At 56.2% G+C, this 16,333-nt stretch carries 16 protein-coding genes; 5 read left to right on the forward strand and 11 right to left on the reverse strand.

What is annotated here, in order from left to right:
* Nucleotide 1: 1 nt before the first annotated feature.
* Nucleotides 2-859: a LysR substrate-binding domain-containing protein gene (locus tag QT230_RS01140; RefSeq protein ID WP_308319650.1), complete on the reverse strand. Its 858-nt coding sequence runs from the start codon at nt 857-859 to the stop codon at nt 2-4.
* A 122-nt stretch (nt 860-981) separates the two neighbouring features.
* On the opposite strand from QT230_RS01140, the gene QT230_RS01145 reads away from it, so the two are divergent.
* The 5 genes from QT230_RS01145 (at nt 982) to QT230_RS01165 (ending at nt 6,936) form a co-directional block, all read left to right on the forward strand.
* Nucleotides 982-1,212, forward strand: a complete 231-nt coding sequence (locus QT230_RS01145; RefSeq protein ID WP_308319651.1) for a DUF1127 domain-containing protein — start codon at nt 982-984, stop codon at nt 1,210-1,212.
* A gap of 172 nt (nt 1,213-1,384) precedes the next feature.
* A complete protein-coding gene (locus tag QT230_RS01150) occupies nt 1,385-3,730 on the forward strand; it encodes a Tex family protein (RefSeq protein ID WP_308319652.1) in 2,346 nt (781 codons plus the stop codon).
* A gap of 147 nt (nt 3,731-3,877) precedes the next feature.
* Entirely contained in the window at nt 3,878-5,521 is a 1,644-nt protein-coding gene (gene gshA, locus QT230_RS01155) for a glutamate--cysteine ligase (RefSeq protein ID WP_308319653.1), read from the forward strand.
* A complete protein-coding gene (locus QT230_RS01160) occupies nt 5,518-6,018 on the forward strand; it encodes a disulfide bond formation protein B (protein ID WP_308319654.1) in 501 nt (166 codons plus the stop codon). Before gshA ends, QT230_RS01160 begins: the two co-directional genes overlap by 4 nt.
* Before the next feature lie 27 nt (nt 6,019-6,045).
* Nucleotides 6,046-6,936 (forward strand): alpha/beta hydrolase, encoded by an 891-nt coding sequence (locus tag QT230_RS01165; RefSeq protein WP_308319655.1) that lies wholly within the window; start codon nt 6,046-6,048, stop codon nt 6,934-6,936.
* A 170-nt stretch (nt 6,937-7,106) separates the two neighbouring features.
* Here QT230_RS01165 and QT230_RS01170 read toward each other — a convergent pair whose 3' ends face one another.
* The 10 genes from QT230_RS01170 to QT230_RS01215 all read right to left on the reverse strand — a co-directional run bounded on the left by QT230_RS01170 (nt 7,107) and on the right by QT230_RS01215 (nt 16,333).
* On the reverse strand, nt 7,107-7,520 hold the full coding sequence (locus tag QT230_RS01170; protein WP_308319656.1) for a RidA family protein: 414 nt from the start codon (nt 7,518-7,520) through the stop codon (nt 7,107-7,109).
* Nucleotides 7,521-7,531: 11 nt separating this feature from the next.
* On the reverse strand, nt 7,532-7,939 hold the full coding sequence (locus tag QT230_RS01175) for a thioesterase family protein (RefSeq protein ID WP_308319657.1): 408 nt from the start codon (nt 7,937-7,939) through the stop codon (nt 7,532-7,534).
* A gap of 26 nt (nt 7,940-7,965) precedes the next feature.
* Nucleotides 7,966-8,646, reverse strand: coding sequence for an ABC transporter ATP-binding protein (locus QT230_RS01180; RefSeq protein ID WP_308319658.1), 681 nt, complete (start codon nt 8,644-8,646; stop codon nt 7,966-7,968).
* A complete protein-coding gene (locus QT230_RS01185; protein WP_308319659.1) occupies nt 8,639-9,391 on the reverse strand; it encodes an ABC transporter ATP-binding protein in 753 nt (250 codons plus the stop codon). Before QT230_RS01185 ends, QT230_RS01180 begins: the two co-directional genes overlap by 8 nt.
* On the reverse strand, nt 9,384-10,448 hold the full coding sequence (locus QT230_RS01190; RefSeq protein WP_308319660.1) for a branched-chain amino acid ABC transporter permease: 1,065 nt from the start codon (nt 10,446-10,448) through the stop codon (nt 9,384-9,386). Before QT230_RS01190 ends, QT230_RS01185 begins: the two co-directional genes overlap by 8 nt.
* Nucleotides 10,441-11,361: a branched-chain amino acid ABC transporter permease gene (locus tag QT230_RS01195; RefSeq protein WP_308319661.1), complete on the reverse strand. Its 921-nt coding sequence runs from the start codon at nt 11,359-11,361 to the stop codon at nt 10,441-10,443. Before QT230_RS01195 ends, QT230_RS01190 begins: the two co-directional genes overlap by 8 nt.
* A gap of 62 nt (nt 11,362-11,423) precedes the next feature.
* Nucleotides 11,424-12,566, reverse strand: coding sequence for an ABC transporter substrate-binding protein (locus QT230_RS01200; RefSeq protein WP_308319662.1), 1,143 nt, complete (start codon nt 12,564-12,566; stop codon nt 11,424-11,426).
* Nucleotides 12,567-12,592: 26 nt separating this feature from the next.
* A complete protein-coding gene (locus QT230_RS01205) occupies nt 12,593-14,260 on the reverse strand; it encodes a benzoate-CoA ligase family protein (protein ID WP_308319663.1) in 1,668 nt (555 codons plus the stop codon).
* 127 nt (nt 14,261-14,387) lie between these two features.
* Nucleotides 14,388-15,521, reverse strand: a complete 1,134-nt coding sequence (locus QT230_RS01210; protein ID WP_308319664.1) for an acyl-CoA dehydrogenase family protein — start codon at nt 15,519-15,521, stop codon at nt 14,388-14,390.
* The gene (locus QT230_RS01215; RefSeq protein ID WP_308319665.1) at nt 15,521-16,333 is read right to left on the reverse strand and encodes an enoyl-CoA hydratase family protein; all 813 of its coding nucleotides are present in this window, start codon (nt 16,331-16,333) and stop codon (nt 15,521-15,523) included. Before QT230_RS01215 ends, QT230_RS01210 begins: the two co-directional genes overlap by 1 nt.

Raw genomic sequence — 16,333 nt, forward strand, 5'->3', positions numbered from 1 at the left:
ATCAAAGCCTAAACCCTTCAACAATATGCTCGGCCAAGCTATCAATAATGGGGGACTGGGAGGAGGTGTGCTGCAAAATGATGGATGCTTCCGGCAAAACGGGAAACCCCTCTTTTTCACCCAATATCTGCATATCGGCGGTCACCAGGCTACGCATCCAGGCAGAAACGGCCAGCCCTGCCCCCACAACGGCTTGTAACGTTGCCAGGCTGGGACTGCTATAAGCGACCCGGTAGGCTCGGCCTGCACGGTCTAGCGCATTGCAGGCATGGCGACGACAAAAGCAGGGTGACTCAAACATGGCAAGGGGTAACGGCGTTTGTAGATGAGTGCTATGGCTTTCGGCGGATACCCATACGGTAGCTTCCCGCCTTAATATAGTGCCAATCTCATCGCCTATCTCCCGCGTCATGATGATCAGATCCAGGCTGTCTTTGGGCTGCTGGGAGAGTACCGAAGAGGGCGCGCAGTGCACATCCACATCCACCAGCGGCCAGGCTTGGGAAAAGGTTTTCAGAATGCCGGGCAGGAAGCGCATGACATAGTCATCCGGCACTCCCAGGCGGACACGACCCACCATATCGGGCTGGCGTAGAAGCGTCAGCGCCTCTCCCTGCAGCGATAGAATTTTGCGCGCATAGCCCAGTAGGGTATGGCCTTCGCTGGTCAATTGCAGCGGTTTGCTCTGACGCACAAACAGTGGGCGCTGAATAACGTCCTCTTCCAGCCGCTTGATTTGCATACTCACGGCGGATTGGGTGCGGTTCACCGCCACAGCGGCGCGGGTGAAGCCGCCTTGGTCAACGATGGCAACAAAGGTACGCAGCAGCTCGTGATCGATGGTGGGTAGTGTGGCCATGAGTATCAATATTTCTGATGTTGTCTATAAGGAGTATTCGTTGGATTGATTGTAGGCGCTGCTCAATACTTCCTTCAACGCTTATTTGCTATGCCGCTGTAAGCGGCTATGAGGAGGTTGAAATGGAGTGCACCGTCGCAAGCCATCAAAACGCGCAGGGCCAGCAGTCGGAAGAGTGTGTAAATAAAGTAACCTGGCGAGAAAGGCTTTATCGCTGGCATCAACTGCGACGCGAACGCTATGCGCTGCGTCATTTAAGCGACGACATGTTGAAAGATATTGGCATTAGCCGTGACGCCGTTCAGCGTGAGTCGCGCCGCCCGTTTTGGGATGACCGAGGCTGGCGCCGCTAGCAGGCTATCCTGGGGCTATGGTTTTTAGGCTATAGTTTTAAAGGGCATGGTTTTTAGGGGCATGGTTTTTAGGGACATGGTTTTAGGGTCATGTTCAAGATCATGCCAGCCGTGGCGGGTTTGTGATACCTTGTTGGGCACTAAAAAATGCTGCATGAGTTAGTTGCAATTTATGGATGTCAATCAGCGTATCATTTCCCGCCTGGCCACTGAGCTTGGTGTGCGTCCCGAGCAAGTATCCGCCACGGTGGAACTGCTGGATGGCGGCGCCACTGTGCCGTTTATTGCCCGTTACCGTAAAGAAGTCACCGGCGCGCTAGACGATATCCAACTGCGCCAGTTAGATGAACGCCTGCGCTATTTGCGCGAGTTGGAAGAGCGCCGCGCCGCAGTTCTCGCCGCGATTGATGAGCAGGGCAAGCTCGATGCCACGCTGAAAGCCAGCATTGACGCCGCCGAGACCAAGCAGCGCTTGGAAGATCTGTACCTGCCGTTTAAGAAAAAGCGCCGCACCAAGGCGCAAATCGCCCGTGAAGCGGGGCTTGAACCACTGGCAGATGCGCTGCTTGCCGACCCAAGCCTCGACCCGGAAAGCGAAGCCGCCAACTATCTGCGCCCGGCGGATGGCGATATTCCCGCTATTGAAGATGCCAAGGCCGCCCTGGATGGCGCCAAGCAGATATTAATGGAGCGTTTCGCTGAAGACCCCGAACTGATTGGTCAGCTGCGTGAACGGCTGTGGCAAGAGGGCGAACTAAGCGCCCGGGTGTTGGAAGGCAAACAGCAGGAGGGCGCCAAGTTTTCCGACTATTTCGAGCATGACGAAAAGCTTGCTAAAGCGCCATCACACCGCGCCCTGGCGATGTTCCGGGCACGCAACGAAGGTGTGTTGAGTCTGTCGATCCGGCTGCCCGGCGAAGAGGAAGCCCCCATTCATCCCGCTCAAGTTGCGATTGCCAAACAGTTCGGCATCAGCGATCAGGGCCGTCCGGCGGATAAGTGGCTAGCCGAAGTGGTGCGCTGGACGTGGCGGGTGAAGCTTTACACCGCTCTGGAAACCGAGCTGCTGGGGCGTCTACGCGAACAGGCCGAATTAACGGCGATTGAAGTGTTCGCGGCCAACCTAAAAGACCTTCTGCTGGCTGCACCGGCGGGGCAGAAAGTCACTCTAGCCATCGACCCCGGCCAGCGCACCGGCTGTAAGGTCGCGGTCGTTGATGCTACCGGGCAGTTTGTCGATCAAGCGACTATTTATCCCCATGCGCCGCAAAACCAATGGGACGCCGCTTTGAACGTGCTGGCTAAATTGGTGAAACAGCACGGCGTCGAGCTGATCGCCGTAGGCAACGGCACCGCCAGCCGCGAAACCGATAAGCTAGCGGGTGAACTGCTCAAAGCACTGGCTCCCGAGCATCGATTAAGCAAAGTGATGGTCTCGGAGGCGGGGGCTTCGGTTTACTCCGCCTCTGAATACGCTTCCCGTGAAATGCCCGATCTCGATGTCACGGTACGCGGCGCGGTCTCTATTGCACGTCGCCTGCAAGATCCGCTGGCCGAGCTGGTTAAAATCGAGCCCAAGTCGATTGGTGTGGGCCAGTACCAGCACGATGTTTCCCAGGTCCAGCTATCGCGCAGCCTGGAAGTAGTGATTGAAGACTGCGTTAACGCCGTGGGCGTCGACCTCAATACGGCCTCCAGTGCACTGCTTTCCAGGGTGGCGGGTCTTAGTGCCGCATTGGCGGAAAATATCGTCGCCCAGCGCAATGTGAAAGGCGCCTTCAAAAGCCGTAAAGAGCTGTTAGAAGTCAGCCGTTTGGGTGCCAAAACCTTCGAACAGTGCGCTGGCTTCCTTCGTATTCATAATGCCGATAACCCCTTGGATGCCAGCGCCGTGCACCCGGAAGCCTATCCACTGGTAGAACGAATTGCCAAGCAGAGCGGCCGTGAAGTACGCGGCTTGATTGGTGACAGCGGCGCGTTAAAAGCCTTGAAGCCCGCTGACTTTGCCGATGAGCGTTTTGGTGTGCCAACGGTTAGCGACATTTTAAAAGAGCTGGATAAGCCAGGCCGCGACCCGCGCCCGGAATTCAAGGCCGCCGAATTCCGCGAAGGCGTCGAAACCCTCAATGATCTCAAAATCGCCATGGTGCTCGAAGGTACGGTCACTAACGTCACGCACTTCGGTGCTTTTGTGGATATTGGCGTCCATCAGGATGGTCTGGTGCATATCTCGGCGCTATCGGATCGCTTTATCGACGATCCGCGCAGCGTGGTCAAAGCGGGAGATATCGTCACCGTTAAAGTCATGAGCGTGGATATTCCCCGCAAGCGGGTAGGGCTGTCGATGCGCTTGGATGACCAGCCGGAGGCAGAAAACGATGCTAAGGGTGATGCTGAAAAGCACAGCGCAAGCCGCAAACCGTCTCGAGGGAAGCGTAATAACGCTAAGCCGGCGGAAGCGCCAGCACCCATGGGTGCGCTAGGTGCTGCCTTGTTAAAAGCGCGTGGCGGCAAATAGTCGCGTGCCTTGAAAAAGCCGTATCTTGAAAAAATCATGGTTGCCGCCATATCCTGTTGTCTATTTTTGCAAAAGCGATGATGGCGATGCCACCTGACTACACCAAGGCCTGCCGTCGGCGGGCCTTACTGACAAGGAGTGTTCACCTTGCCTGAACCACTCACTGTGCCATCTGCGCTGACCGCGCAAGTCGAGCGCCTGATACCCAGTGCGCGCCTTGGTCGGTTGGGCCGCCTGCGTCGTGGTCTTGAAAAAGAGGGGCTGCGGGTCGATGCCAACGGCCACATTGCACAAACGCCGCACCCGTACGCGCTGGGTTCTAAGCTGACGCACCCGCATATCACCACGGATTACTCAGAGTCACTGTTAGAGTACATCACGCCGGTGTATTCAGACCCCCGTGAAGCGCTGTGTTTTCTGTCTGACCTGCACACGTTCACCTATCATCACCTGGAAAACGAGTGGATCTGGCCAGGCAGCATGCCATCGCGCCTTTCAGGCAACGACAGCGTACCGATTGCCGACTACGGCAGCTCCAATGTTGGCACCATGAAGCATGTCTACCGCAAAGGGCTGGACATGCGTTACGGCCGCATTATGCAGGCGATCGCGGGCGTTCACTACAACGTCTCACTGCCGGATGATATGTGGCACGCCCTGCGTGAAATGGAAAAAGCCACCAATATTCCGTTCAACGATTACCGCTCCACCCGCTACTTCGGCATGATTCGCCACTTCCGTCGCCATAGCTGGTTACTGCTTTATCTGTTTGGTGCATCACCGGCGATTGATAAGAGCTTTTTGCCTGACGACAAAAAAGTGCCTGAAAAGCTGCACTCCCTAAGTGACGATACCTACTACGCGCCTTACGCGACGACGCTACGTATGTCGGATCTGGGCTACCAGAACAAGGTGCAGTCGCAGCTTAAAATCTGTTTTAACTCGCTCTCTAACTACGTTAACACCCTACGTCACGCCATCTCTTCACCGTGGCCCGACTATGAAAAAATGGGTGTTAACGTCGATGGCGAGTGGTGCCAGTTAAACGCCAATATTCTGCAGATCGAAAACGAGTACTACAGCGACATTCGCCCTAAGCGGGTTGCCAAGCTCAACGAAACGCCCAGTCAGGCGCTAGAAGCCCGCGGCGTAGAGTACATCGAAGTACGCTGTTTGGATCTCAATCCCTTCGACCCCCTTGGTGTCACTGAAGAGCAGATGCGCTTTGTCGATACCTTCTTGATGTGGTGTCTGCTCAGCGACAGCCCTTGGATCTCCGATGAAGAGTGTGACCGCCTGGATGACAACCGTCGTTGGGTGGTCGAGCGTGGCCGCGACCCCGGGCTCAAACTCTATAACCACGGCCAGTCCACTTCGGTACGTGAGTGGGGTGGGCAGATATTCGCCGAAATGGGCGAAGTTGCCCGCCTGCTGGATGCGGTAGAAGAGGGCACACCCCACGCCGATGCCCTGGCAAGTCTGGCGCCACGCCTGGAAGACCCTTCGCTCACTCCGTCTGCGCAGGTGTTGGAACGGCTCAAAGCGAGCGATGGATCACTGAGTGATTTAATGCTGAGCCTCGCACAAGAGCAAGCTGCACAATTGAAAGCCGAGCCGATGCAGCGCAGTCGCGAAGCGCTACTGGCTCAACTGATTGAGACCTCGCACCAGCAGCAGCACGATATTGAAGCCGCTGACCAGGAGACGTTTGAAGAGTTCTTGCAGGTCTATTTCACCAAAGCGCGTGAGTCTCGTGCTCTTTCAGCGTTGCCATCTGAGGTTCGTCAATGATCCTGCACACATACCGCTCGGTTGCCCTGGCCGGTCTGGCTTTCTGCGTTTTAATGATGGCGGTAGCTCTGGGCCTTGAACATATCGGTGGCTTTGAGCCCTGCCCGCTGTGCATCTTTCAGCGTGTGGCGGTGATCGCTGCGGGCATCGTATTCGCGATTGCGGCTATCCACAGCCCTGCCGGACGCGTGGGTAAAGTCATTTATGGACTGCTGTCGCTAGTCGCCGTGGGAACCGGTGCCTTTATCGCCGGGCGGCATGTGTGGCTGCAAAGCTTGCCCGCCGATGAAGTCCCTTCCTGCGGCCCTGGGCTTGATTACATGATGGATATTCTGCCCATGCAGGATGTGGTGGCTATGGTATTAACCGGCTCTGGCGAGTGCGCTAACATCGATTTCTCCTTATTAGGCCTATCGTTACCCGTCTGGACGCTGATTGGTTTTGCCATTCTGGCCATTGCCCCGTTACGTATGCTGTTGATGAAAAGCCGGGGTTAGTAGGGCGTCAGCGCTAAGGAGTGCGACATGCTTTATCAACATTTTGCGACTCAAGAAGAGATCGATCGTGCCTACGACCCGATGATCGGTCGAGACCCGGCGGTGTTGGTAAAGGCATGGCGTGAGCGTAGCGAGATCTCTCGCGCACGCCACCGGGTAAGTCTAGATGTCCCTTACGGGCATTCGCTTACTGAACGCATGGATATTTTTCATGCCGATGCACCTTATGTCGATGCACCTCATGTCGATAAGCCCCAAGCCCCTGTTCACGTATTTTTCCACGGTGGCTACTGGCGCTCACTGAGTCACCGTGAATTTAGCTTTATTGTGGATGACTTGGTAAACGCGGGTATTACAGTGGCAGTGGTCAACTACGCGCTCTGCCCGCAGGTGCGCTTTAGCGAGATCGTGCGTCAGGCTCAGGCTGCTGTAGCCTACGTTTATACCCATGCCGCTGAGCTAGACATCGACCCTGAACAGCTGAGTATTTCGGGGCATTCGGCGGGCGGGCATCTCTGCGCCATGCTGATGTCGACAGACTGGAAGGGCATCTTTGGTTTGCCGAATCAGCTAATTCGCGGCGCGCTGTGTATTAGTGGCCTCTATGATCTTCGGCCTTTCCCCTGGTCGTGGCTGCAGCCCAAGCTTCAGCTAACTGGTCGCGATGTGCAGGAGTTCAGCCCACTATGGCTGCCGTGCCGAGTGGGGGCTGCGGTGAAACTAGTAGCAGGGGGCCTGGAGTCAAAAGAGTTTGAGCGCCAGATGAGCGCCTACAGCGAGCATTTGAGCGAGCAAGGCCAAACAGTTACTCAGCAGCTACTCCCCAACGTCGATCACTTCTCGATTCTTGAGGACTATCTTAACGATGGCTGTTTTGTTGAGTGGATTAAAGGGTTTCACGCTAGCGATAAGATTTGATTAAAATCTAACTCAACTGCTCATCACAGGATCGAAATAGCCTGAAGCGGGGGTCTTTCGCCATGGATGGCGAAAGTAGCGCCCAAGGACGGGTTCACAGCGCCCCCGCGGAAGGTTGTTTCGATCCGGCGCACCTCTTTGTGCTCTGCTAGAGGCACTTTTGACTGTCCTTAACCAGCAGGAATAACCGCCGTTGCTTCGATTTCCACCTTAGCCTGATCTTCCACAAGTCCCGCCACCTGCACCATGGTCATTGCCGGAAAATGTTTGCCCAGCACCTCGCGATAAGCGCCGCCCACTTCTTTAAGCCGGGTCAGATACTCCCGCTTGTCGGTCACGTACCAGGTTAAACGAACGATATGTTCCGGGCCTGCGTCCGCCTCTTTTAAAATCGCCACGATGTTTTGTAGCGCTTGGTTCACTTGAACGACAAAATCATCGCTTTCAAATACCTGGTCGGCATTCCAGCCAATCTGACCGCCGACAAAAACCGTCTGACCGGTAGCAAGCACGCCGTTGGCGTAACCGATGGCAGGCTTCCAATGGGAAGGGTGAAGAAGCTGATGAAAGGTGGCGTCACTCATTATGGCTATCCTTATAGGTTATCAACGGTAATATGCTGGCGTATTGCCTCTGTCCATGGCATCGGCTTACCGCTACTTAAATCCACAAATACCAGGGTTGAATCGCTGGTTAAGCGCTTTTGCTCTCCGCAATAAGCGATAATCTGCAGCGTTAAACTGCTACGCCCCATAGACTGAACCCTTAATTCAAAGGTCAGCCGTTCGCCCAACCGGCTAGGCGCGTGAAACTGGGTATCGATGGCGGCCGTGGGCACGCCTGTACCGGTTTCCACATGCAGTTGGTTAAAGTCGTGGTGCACAATCTCCTCAAACCAATCCTCCACCACGGAGTTAATCATCTCGAAATAGCGGGGATAAAACACAATACCTGCCGGATCACAGTGCTGAAAACGCACCTTCCGCTGCGTGGTAAACGCCATTATTATTTCCCCCTGTTTATTCTCAACTACACACCCAAATAACGATCACGCACCGAACTGTCCAGGGCGGCAGGCTTGCCGTTCCACACCGTGCTGCCCTTTTCTAAAATGGTGCAGCGGTCAGCGATGGGCAGAATTTCGCTTAACGACTTATCCACCAACAGCGTCGCCTGGCCTTGCTCCTTAAGCAGTCGAATCGCCCGCCAAATCTCCTGACGAATAACCGGCGCTAACCCTTCGGTGGCTTCATCGAGCACCAGCAAGCGTGGGTTGGTCATCAACGCTCGGCCAATGGCCAGCATCTGCTGCTCACCGCCGGAAAGAGTCTTGGCCATTTGCGCCCGACGCTCCTCCAAACGCGGAAACAGCGTTTCTACTTTCTCCAGTGTCCACTCGCCGGGGCGAGCGGTGACCAGCAGGTTTTCGCGTACGGATAAATTGGGAAAGCAGCGGCGACCCTCAGGCACTAAGCCCAAGCCCGCCTTGGCGATGCGGTAAGCGGGCAAGCGGCGTATGTCTTGAGATTCAAATTCAATAGTGCCGCGGCGAGCTTGAGTCAGACCAAATATCGAGCGAATGGTGGTGGTTTTACCCATACCATTGCGGCCCATCAGCGCCACCATTTCCCCGGCGTTCACTTCAAGGTTGACGCCAAATAGCGCCTGGGAGGGGCCATAAAACGTTTCAATGTCAGCAACCTTAAGCATCAGAATCTCCCAGATAGGCTTCACGGACGCGCGGATCCTGCCTAATGGCTTGGCTATCGCCGTGGGCGATAACGTTGCCAGAGACCAGCACCGAGATACGATCAGCAAGCCGAAATACCGCTTCCATATCGTGCTCGATCAGCAGAATAGGCACTTCCAACTTTAGCGCTTCAAGCAGCTCGGTCAGTTTCGCTGAGCCTTCCGGGCCCAGACCTGCCATGGGTTCATCAAGTAACAGCGCGCGGGGCTTGAGTGCCAGGGCGCAGGCCACTTCTACTTGACGGCGTTCACCATGGGAAAGCTCAAATACCGGTGTCCAGGCGCGGTGGCTAAGCTGCATACGCTCTAATGCCGCATAAGCTGGTTCAAGAAGCTGTTGGTCCTTTGCGACGGGTTTCCAGAAGCGAAAGCTGTGACTCTGCAGTGCTTGAACGCCCATCATCACGTTACGCATGACCGAAAGTGGTTCAGCCAGCGAGGAGACCTGAAAACTACGCCCCAGCCCAAGCCGTGCGCGTTGGGCAATACTCATGCCGGTGATTTCGCTGTCGGCTAGAAAAACACGCCCCTCATCCGGGCGTATATTGCCGGCAATTTGACCGATTAAGGTCGATTTTCCCGCGCCATTGGGGCCAATGAGCGCATGGATTTCGCCTGGCCGAAGATCCAGCGAGACATCGTCGGTTGCCTGCAAGGCGCCGAAGCGCTTATGCAGGTGTTGAAGTGAGAGAACGATATCACTCATTGCGCTCCCTCCCAGCCAACCAACCCATCACGCCATGCTTGGCAAACAGCACCACACCAAGCAGAACCAACCCCAGGAAGAGCTGCCAATACTGGGTGACACCCCCCAGGAAGGTTTCCATCATCACAAACAGCACCGCACCGGCCAGCGGGCCATAAAGACGCCCCACGCCACCCAAAATCACAATCACCATCAATTCCCCGGAGAAGTGCCAACTGAGCATGGTCGGGCTAACAAAGCCGTTGAGATCTGCATAGAGCGCACCGGCAAGCCCGGTAATCGCTGCTGAGATAACAAACGCTACCAGACGAATGGGGTAGGGGCTGATGCCCGCGGTGGCCAGTCGCACATCGTTAAGCCGCGCCATGGTGAGGGCGGCACCAAAGCGCGATTTCATCAGCCGCGAGGTAATCGCCATCGCCAGTACTAAGCCAATAAAACAGATCAGGAAATAAGTTAACGCATTGCTGCTATCTACTAGCGGTAAGGTGTTACGTATATAAATAGGCAGGCCATCTTCACCGCCATAGGTGGGCCAGGAGTTGGCAAAGTAATAAATCATCTGCGCAAAGGCGAGGGTGATCATGATGAAATACACCCCTGTGGTACGCAGCGAGATAGCGCCGATCAGCAGCGCCAAAAGCGCACATAGCAGGGCAGCCACCAGCCACACCACCAGCAGGCTATCGCTACCTGGAACGCTGAAAGGCCAGGTCATAAACGGCGAGTAATCAAACGCGTGATAGGCGCTGATGCCCGCTACGTAGCCACCCAAGCCGAAATAGGCGGCATGGCCAAAACTCACCATGCCCCCATAGCCTATCGCCAGATTAAGGCCCACAGCGGCCATGGCAATGATGGTGATCCGCGAAGCCAAATTGACGTAATAGATGTGGCCCAGAAAATAAGCCGCAACAGGGAGCAAAAATAGCAACCCGAGCAGGGTCATCTGCACCAGTCCCTTGCGATCAAAGTGGCTGCCAGTTTTGGGCGCAAGTGCAGTGTCGGCGGTGCTGGCTTGCGAGGCACCATTAGTCAGGGAAGTGTTATTAGTCATGGGCAGAGAACAGTCCCTTAGGCTTGAAGGCGAGAATAACGGCCATGAGGATATAGATCAGCATCGCGGCCAGCGCTGCGCCGACCCCGGTTGCCTCTGAGGGCGGCATAAAGGCGCGGAAGAAAATAGGCAAATAAACCCGCCCCAATGTATCGACCACACCCACCAACAAGGCACCCAGCAGCGCGCCTTTAATGGAGCCAATTCCGCCAATGACGATCACCACAAAGGCCAAAATCAGCACCGGCTCGCCCATTCCCACCTGAACCGATTGCAGCGCCCCCACCAACGCACCGGCCAAGCCTGCCAGCCCCGCGCCCAAGGCGAACACGACGGTATAAAGCTTGGAAATATTCACCCCCAGCGCGCCAATCATTTCGCGGTCGCTCTCACCCGCACGAATACGCATGCCCAAGCGAGTTTTGGAGATCAAAAAGTAAAGTGCGATAGAAATAACGATCCCCACGCCAATCAGCATTAACCGGTAGATGGGGTAGCGGGTATCGCCGGGGAGCGTAACAAACCCGGTTAACCAGGAAGGCGGGCTAAGCCGCATGGGCGACGAGCCGAAGATCCAGCGCGTGCCTTCGGAAAAGATCAGAATAAGCGCAAAGGTCGCTAACACCTGGTCAAGATGGGGGCGGTGATAGAGTCGGCGGATAACGATGAGCTCCACCAATGCGCCGACCAGTGCAGCCACCGCCATGCCAGCCCCCAGTCCAGTCAAAAAGGAGCCCGTCGAGGCAGTCACTGCGGCCGTGGCATAGGCCCCGACCATATAAAACGAGCCGTGGGCAAGATTGATCAGGCCCATCACCCCGAACACCAGCGTAAGGCCGCTGGCCATCAAAAACAGCATGGTGCCGAGCTGCACGCCGTTAAGTAGTTGCTCAATTAGCAGAGTAACGGACACGTTGGGCATCCTTAGCGAAGAAAAGGGTAAAGGCTGGGTGATTCCACCCAGCCGCAGCGAGATTACATCTGGCACTGCTCAAAATAGATGTCCTGGATATCTTCCACCGCGATACCAAGCAGGCGATTGGTGGGCTCGCCATCGTCACCCTCCACGACTTCACGCACGTAGATATCCTGGATGGGATGCTGGTTGGGGCCAAAGCGGAACTCTCCGCGCACGCTGTCAAAGTCGGCGGCCCGCAGTGCTTCGCGGAAGGCGTCTTTGTCATCGGGGTGGGCGGTATCAAGCGCGCTAAGAATCAGGTTGGCGGTGTCGTACCCCTGCGCCGCGTAGAGTGTGGGCGTGCGGTCATAGGCTTCACGGAAGCCTTCGACGAAGCGCTCGTTGGCATCGTTTTCCAAGTCGTAAGCCCACAGCGAGGTATTGCGTGCACCAATGGCGGCACTGCCAACTGCCTTGATCAGGATTTCATCAAACGAAAAGGCGGCGCCAAAGATGGGCATATCGACACCGGAGCTCTCCCACTGCTTCATAAACGAGATACCCATCCCGCCGGGCAGGAAGAAGAACAGACTGTCGGCATCGCTATCACGAATCTGGGCAATTTCAGCGGCGTAGTCGGTCTGGCCCATTTGGGTATAAAGCTCGCCGACGACTTCGCCTTCATAAAGGTGCTTGAAGCCCGCCAGCGCATCGGTACCTGCTGGGTAGTTGGGCGCCATGATGATTGGGCGCTCATAGCCCTCTTCACGCATGTAAGCACCCATTGCCCCATGCAGGTTGTCGTTCTGATACGCCACGTTGAAGTAGTTCTCGTGACACATGCGTCCCGCTAAGTCGGAAGGTCCGGCATTGGGTGACAGGTAGAAGGTGCCTTGGCGTGTCACAGTGGGGACCACCGCCATCGCCAGGTTAGACCAGATAATGCCGGTCAGAATATCGACCTCATCACGCTGCATAAACTCATTAGCCAAACTGCGCGCCAAGTCAGGACGTCTAGCGTCATCCTGGATCAGCACCTCCACATCGTCGCGGCCCGACTGCTCAAGGGCGAGCATAAAGCCATCGCGAACGTCCACACCCAGGTGCGAACCGCCGCCAGAAAGCGTGGTGATCATGCCGATTTTGACGTCCTCAGCATGCGCCGTCAGTATGCTTGAAGAGAGCAGTACACCAAGGCCTAAGCGAGTTATCTGTTTCATAGCAAGTTCCTCATTATTTAATCGTTTTATTGCTGAGAGGGTCGTACATCATTTGGGTCAGAGCCAGCGCTGGGATAATGTTCTTGGCTCAGCCTAAAGCGCTGAACTTTGCCCGTGGTTGTTTTAGGTAAAGCCTCAATGAAACGTATTGAGCGAGGGTACTTATACGGTGCAATGGTCTTCTTCACGAAGTCCTGCAAGATTTGCCGACACTCTTCATCTTGCTGAAATCCATCGTTTAGAACAATAAAAGCCTCGACAATTTGGCCGCGCTCTTTACTCGGTGCGCCAATCACTGCGCACTCTTTAACGGCGGGGTGAGCCAGTAGTGCCGACTCTACCTCGGGACCTGCGATGTTATAGCCTGCTGAGACAATCATATCGTCATTGCGCGCGGCGAAATGGAAGTAGCCTTCCTCATCCTCATAGAACGCATCGCCGGTAATATTCCAGCCTGCTTTTACGTATTTTTGCTGGCGCTTATCAGCCAAGTAGCGACACCCGGTAGGGCCACGCACTGCAAGCTTACCGACCTTGCCGGGCGGGACATCCTGCATGTCATCGTCAACGATACGCGCTTGGTAGCCTGTCACCGGTTTGCCGGTGCAGTTGGGGCGATGGTCATCCAGGCGATTGGAGATAAAGATATGCAGCATTTCAGTTGCGCCAATGCCGTCGATAATTGGCGTGCCGGTCTGCTTGATCCAGTCATGATAAATCGGCGCTGGCAACGTTTCGCCAGCGGAAACAGCAACGCGCAGGCTGCTTAAATCTTCATGACGCGTAGGCGCTGAGAGCATCGCCCGGTAAGCCGTGGGGGCGGTAAACACCACCGTGGCCTGATATTCGCGGATAATATCCATCATATTGGGCGGGGAGGCGTGTTCGAGCAGCACGGCAGTGGCGCCGAAGCGCAGCGGAAAGATCGCCAGCCCACCCAGGCCAAAGGTAAACGCCAGTGGGGGCGAACCGACGAATACATCTTCCGGAGTTACCTGAAGCACTTCCTTGGCGTAGCCATCGGCAATCACCAGCAGATCGCGGTGAAAATGCATGGTGGCTTTAGGCGAGCCGGTAGTACCGGAGGTAAACCCCAGTAGCGCCACATCGTCGGCGGCGGTATCCACGGCATCAAAGGTGGCGGATTTGCTGAGTGCTAAGCGATCAAGTTCCGCATCGTGATTGGCAGTGCCGTCAAAGCCGACAATACGCTTGAGTAGAGGGTTCTGCTCCTGGCACTCGGCAAGCTCATCGAGCAGTCGGGTATCGCAGAGGGCGAGGCTTATTTCCGCCTTATCGATTACCTGGCAAAGCTCTTTAGTGCGCAGCATCGGCATGGTGTTGACGACTACCGCGCCTGCTTTGGTGGCGGCGAGCCAGCAGGCCACCATGGCCGGGTTATTGGCCGAACGAATCAGCACTCGCTGGCCGGGAATGACGCCCAGATCTTCCACCAGCACATGGGCGAGGCGGTTGGTCCACTCAGTGAGCTCTTGATACGTTCGCCGTCGGCCATTGCCCGCCAAGGCAATACGTTCACCGTGGCCCTGGTTGAGCAGCCTGTCGCACAGTTCGACGCCCGCGTTTAGACGTTCAGGGTAATCGTAGCCTGCGAGCAGAAACTCAGGCTGACAATCAGTAGGTGGTAGGTTATTCCGCGCAAAAGTATCAGCATGAGCCGACTGGATGTACATGACCAATCTCCGTATTTAGAGTCGTTGTTTATTCCTAACGACGCCTCTACGTGAGGCGTTATCAGGGATACGGTGTCTGGCGTTGTGTTTTATTTTTTTGGGTACTAGGGTTCGGCTTTTTTGCTATTTACCTCTCCGTAAGCATGCTGCGGGCGATGACCACTTTCTGTACGTCGGAAGCGCCTTCATAAATGCGCAGTGCGCGGATTTCCCGGTAGAGGCTTTCGATAATATGGCCTTTGCGAACGCCGTCGCCGCCGTGGAGCTGCACCGCCTGATCAATCACCTGCTGGGCCTGGTCGGTGGCAAATAGCTTGGCCATTGCTGCCTCACGGGTTACCCGTTCAGCGCCTTGATCTTTGGTCCAGGCGGCGCGATACACCAGCAGGGCAGCGGCATCCACATTGAGCGCCATATCGGCTAAGTGCCCTTGCACCATTTGTAGATCGGAGAGAGTGGCGCCAAACAGCTCACGAGAGCGGCTGCGGGAAAGCGACTCTTCCAACGCGCGGCGGGCGAAGCCAAGTGCCGCGGCGCCTACCGTGGAGCGGAATACGTCTAGCACCGACATGGCAATCCGAAAGCCCTGGCCCGGCTGGCCGATCAAGGCGCTGCCAGGTAGCACCATATCGTTAAAGCCCAGCCGTGCTAGCGGGTGGGGCGCCACCGACTCCAGGCGTTCTCGAATCTCCAGCCCCGGGGTATCGGCAGGTACCAAAAACACGGAGAGCCCTTTGGCACCGGGGCCTTCACCGGTGCGGGCGAAGACTGTATAGATGTCGGCAATGCCGCCGTTAGAGATCCAGGTTTTCTCGCCATTCAAACGGTAGCTATCGCCGTCACGCTCGGCAGTGGTATCCAGTTGGGCCACATCGGAGCCCGAGCGCGGCTCGCTAAGGGCAAACGCAGAAAGCGCTCCACCCCGGCGGGTTTTGTCCAGCCACTGCTTCTGTTCGTCACTGCCGTATAGGCTGATCGCGCCGGTACCCAGCCCCTGCATGGCAAAGGCGAAATCGGCTAGGCCGTCGTGGCGGGCGAGGGTTTCACGAATGAGGCACAGGCTGCGCACGTCGATATGCTCACCAGCCGTGCCTTGTAAGAAGCCCGCCTTGCCCAGGTCGCGCACTAACTGAACACAGGTGGCATCCACATCGCTGTGATCGCGGGGTAGCTCTGCGCGGCACCACGCCTCAAGTTGCTCGGAAAGCTCGCGATGCTGGGCCTCAAAAAAGGGCCATGCTAGAAAACTCTTGTCGCTCATCAGTCCCCCTTAAACTCAGGTTTTTGTTTGGCTACAAAGGCGTGGTAGGCGCGTGCAAAATCATTGGTTTGCATACAGATCGCCTGGGCCTGGGCCTCTGATTCGATGGCCTGCTCCAGGCTCATCGACCACTCCTGATTTAGCTGGGTTTTGGTAATGCTGTGAGCAAAGGTAGGGCCGTTAGCCAACCGGGTGGCGTAGGCGATAGCGTCTTCTTCCAGAGAGTCCGGCTCGACTACGCGGTTGTAGAAGCCCCACTGCAGGCCTTCCTCGGCACTCATGCTGCGGCCGCTGTAGAGCAGGTCTGCCGCGCGGCCCTGGCCGATAATGCGCGGCAGCATTGCGCAGGCACCCATATCGCAGCCCGCAAGGCCAACGCGGGTAAATAGAAACGCCGTGCTGGCGCGGGGGGTGGCAAAGCGAATATCCGAGGACATGGCGATAATTGCCCCTGCGCCTACGCAGATGCCGTCGACGGCAGCAATAATCGGCTTACCGCAGTTGAGCATGGCCTTGACCAGGTCCCCGGTCATGCGGGTGAATTCGAGTAGGTCTTTCATATCTTTGCCCACCAGGGGGCCGATAATTTCATGCACATCGCCGCCGGAGCAGAAGTTCTCACCGTTAGAGGTAAACACCACAGCCTGGACATCCGATGCGTAGGCCAGATCGCGAAAGGTATCGCGCAGTTCCGCGTAGCTCTCAAAAGTCAGCGGGTTTTTGCGTTCCGGGCGATTGAGCCGAATCACGGCGACATCGCCTCTCATTTCCCAAATAAAGTGCTCGGGGGTTAAGCCAGCCATACTCTTCAT

The organism is Halomonas sp. SpR8, from assembly GCF_031010195.1.
Taxonomy (GTDB): domain Bacteria; phylum Pseudomonadota; class Gammaproteobacteria; order Pseudomonadales; family Halomonadaceae; genus Vreelandella.

Excerpts from the sequence above, each read along its gene's own strand:
- QT230_RS01140 (WP_308319650.1), bottom strand. The coding sequence starts at position 859 with ATGGCCACACTACCCACCATCGATCACGAGCTGCTGCGTACCTTTGTT.
- QT230_RS01145 (WP_308319651.1), top strand. The coding sequence starts at position 982 with ATGGAGTGCACCGTCGCAAGCCATCAAAACGCGCAGGGCCAGCAGTCG.
- QT230_RS01150 (WP_308319652.1), top strand. The coding sequence starts at position 1,385 with ATGGATGTCAATCAGCGTATCATTTCCCGCCTGGCCACTGAGCTTGGT.
- QT230_RS01160 (WP_308319654.1), top strand. The coding sequence starts at position 5,518 with ATGATCCTGCACACATACCGCTCGGTTGCCCTGGCCGGTCTGGCTTTC.
- QT230_RS01165 (WP_308319655.1), top strand. The coding sequence starts at position 6,046 with ATGCTTTATCAACATTTTGCGACTCAAGAAGAGATCGATCGTGCCTAC.
- QT230_RS01170 (WP_308319656.1), bottom strand. The coding sequence starts at position 7,520 with ATGAGTGACGCCACCTTTCATCAGCTTCTTCACCCTTCCCATTGGAAG.
- QT230_RS01175 (WP_308319657.1), bottom strand. The coding sequence starts at position 7,939 with ATGGCGTTTACCACGCAGCGGAAGGTGCGTTTTCAGCACTGTGATCCG.
- QT230_RS01180 (WP_308319658.1), bottom strand. The coding sequence starts at position 8,646 with ATGCTTAAGGTTGCTGACATTGAAACGTTTTATGGCCCCTCCCAGGCG.
- QT230_RS01185 (WP_308319659.1), bottom strand. The coding sequence starts at position 9,391 with ATGAGTGATATCGTTCTCTCACTTCAACACCTGCATAAGCGCTTCGGC.
- QT230_RS01190 (WP_308319660.1), bottom strand. The coding sequence starts at position 10,448 with ATGACTAATAACACTTCCCTGACTAATGGTGCCTCGCAAGCCAGCACC.
- QT230_RS01200 (WP_308319662.1), bottom strand. The coding sequence starts at position 12,566 with ATGAAACAGATAACTCGCTTAGGCCTTGGTGTACTGCTCTCTTCAAGC.
- QT230_RS01205 (WP_308319663.1), bottom strand. The coding sequence starts at position 14,260 with ATGTACATCCAGTCGGCTCATGCTGATACTTTTGCGCGGAATAACCTA.
- QT230_RS01210 (WP_308319664.1), bottom strand. The coding sequence starts at position 15,521 with ATGAGCGACAAGAGTTTTCTAGCATGGCCCTTTTTTGAGGCCCAGCAT.
- QT230_RS01215 (WP_308319665.1), bottom strand. The coding sequence starts at position 16,333 with ATGAAGAGTATGGCTGGCTTAACCCCCGAGCACTTTATTTGGGAAATG.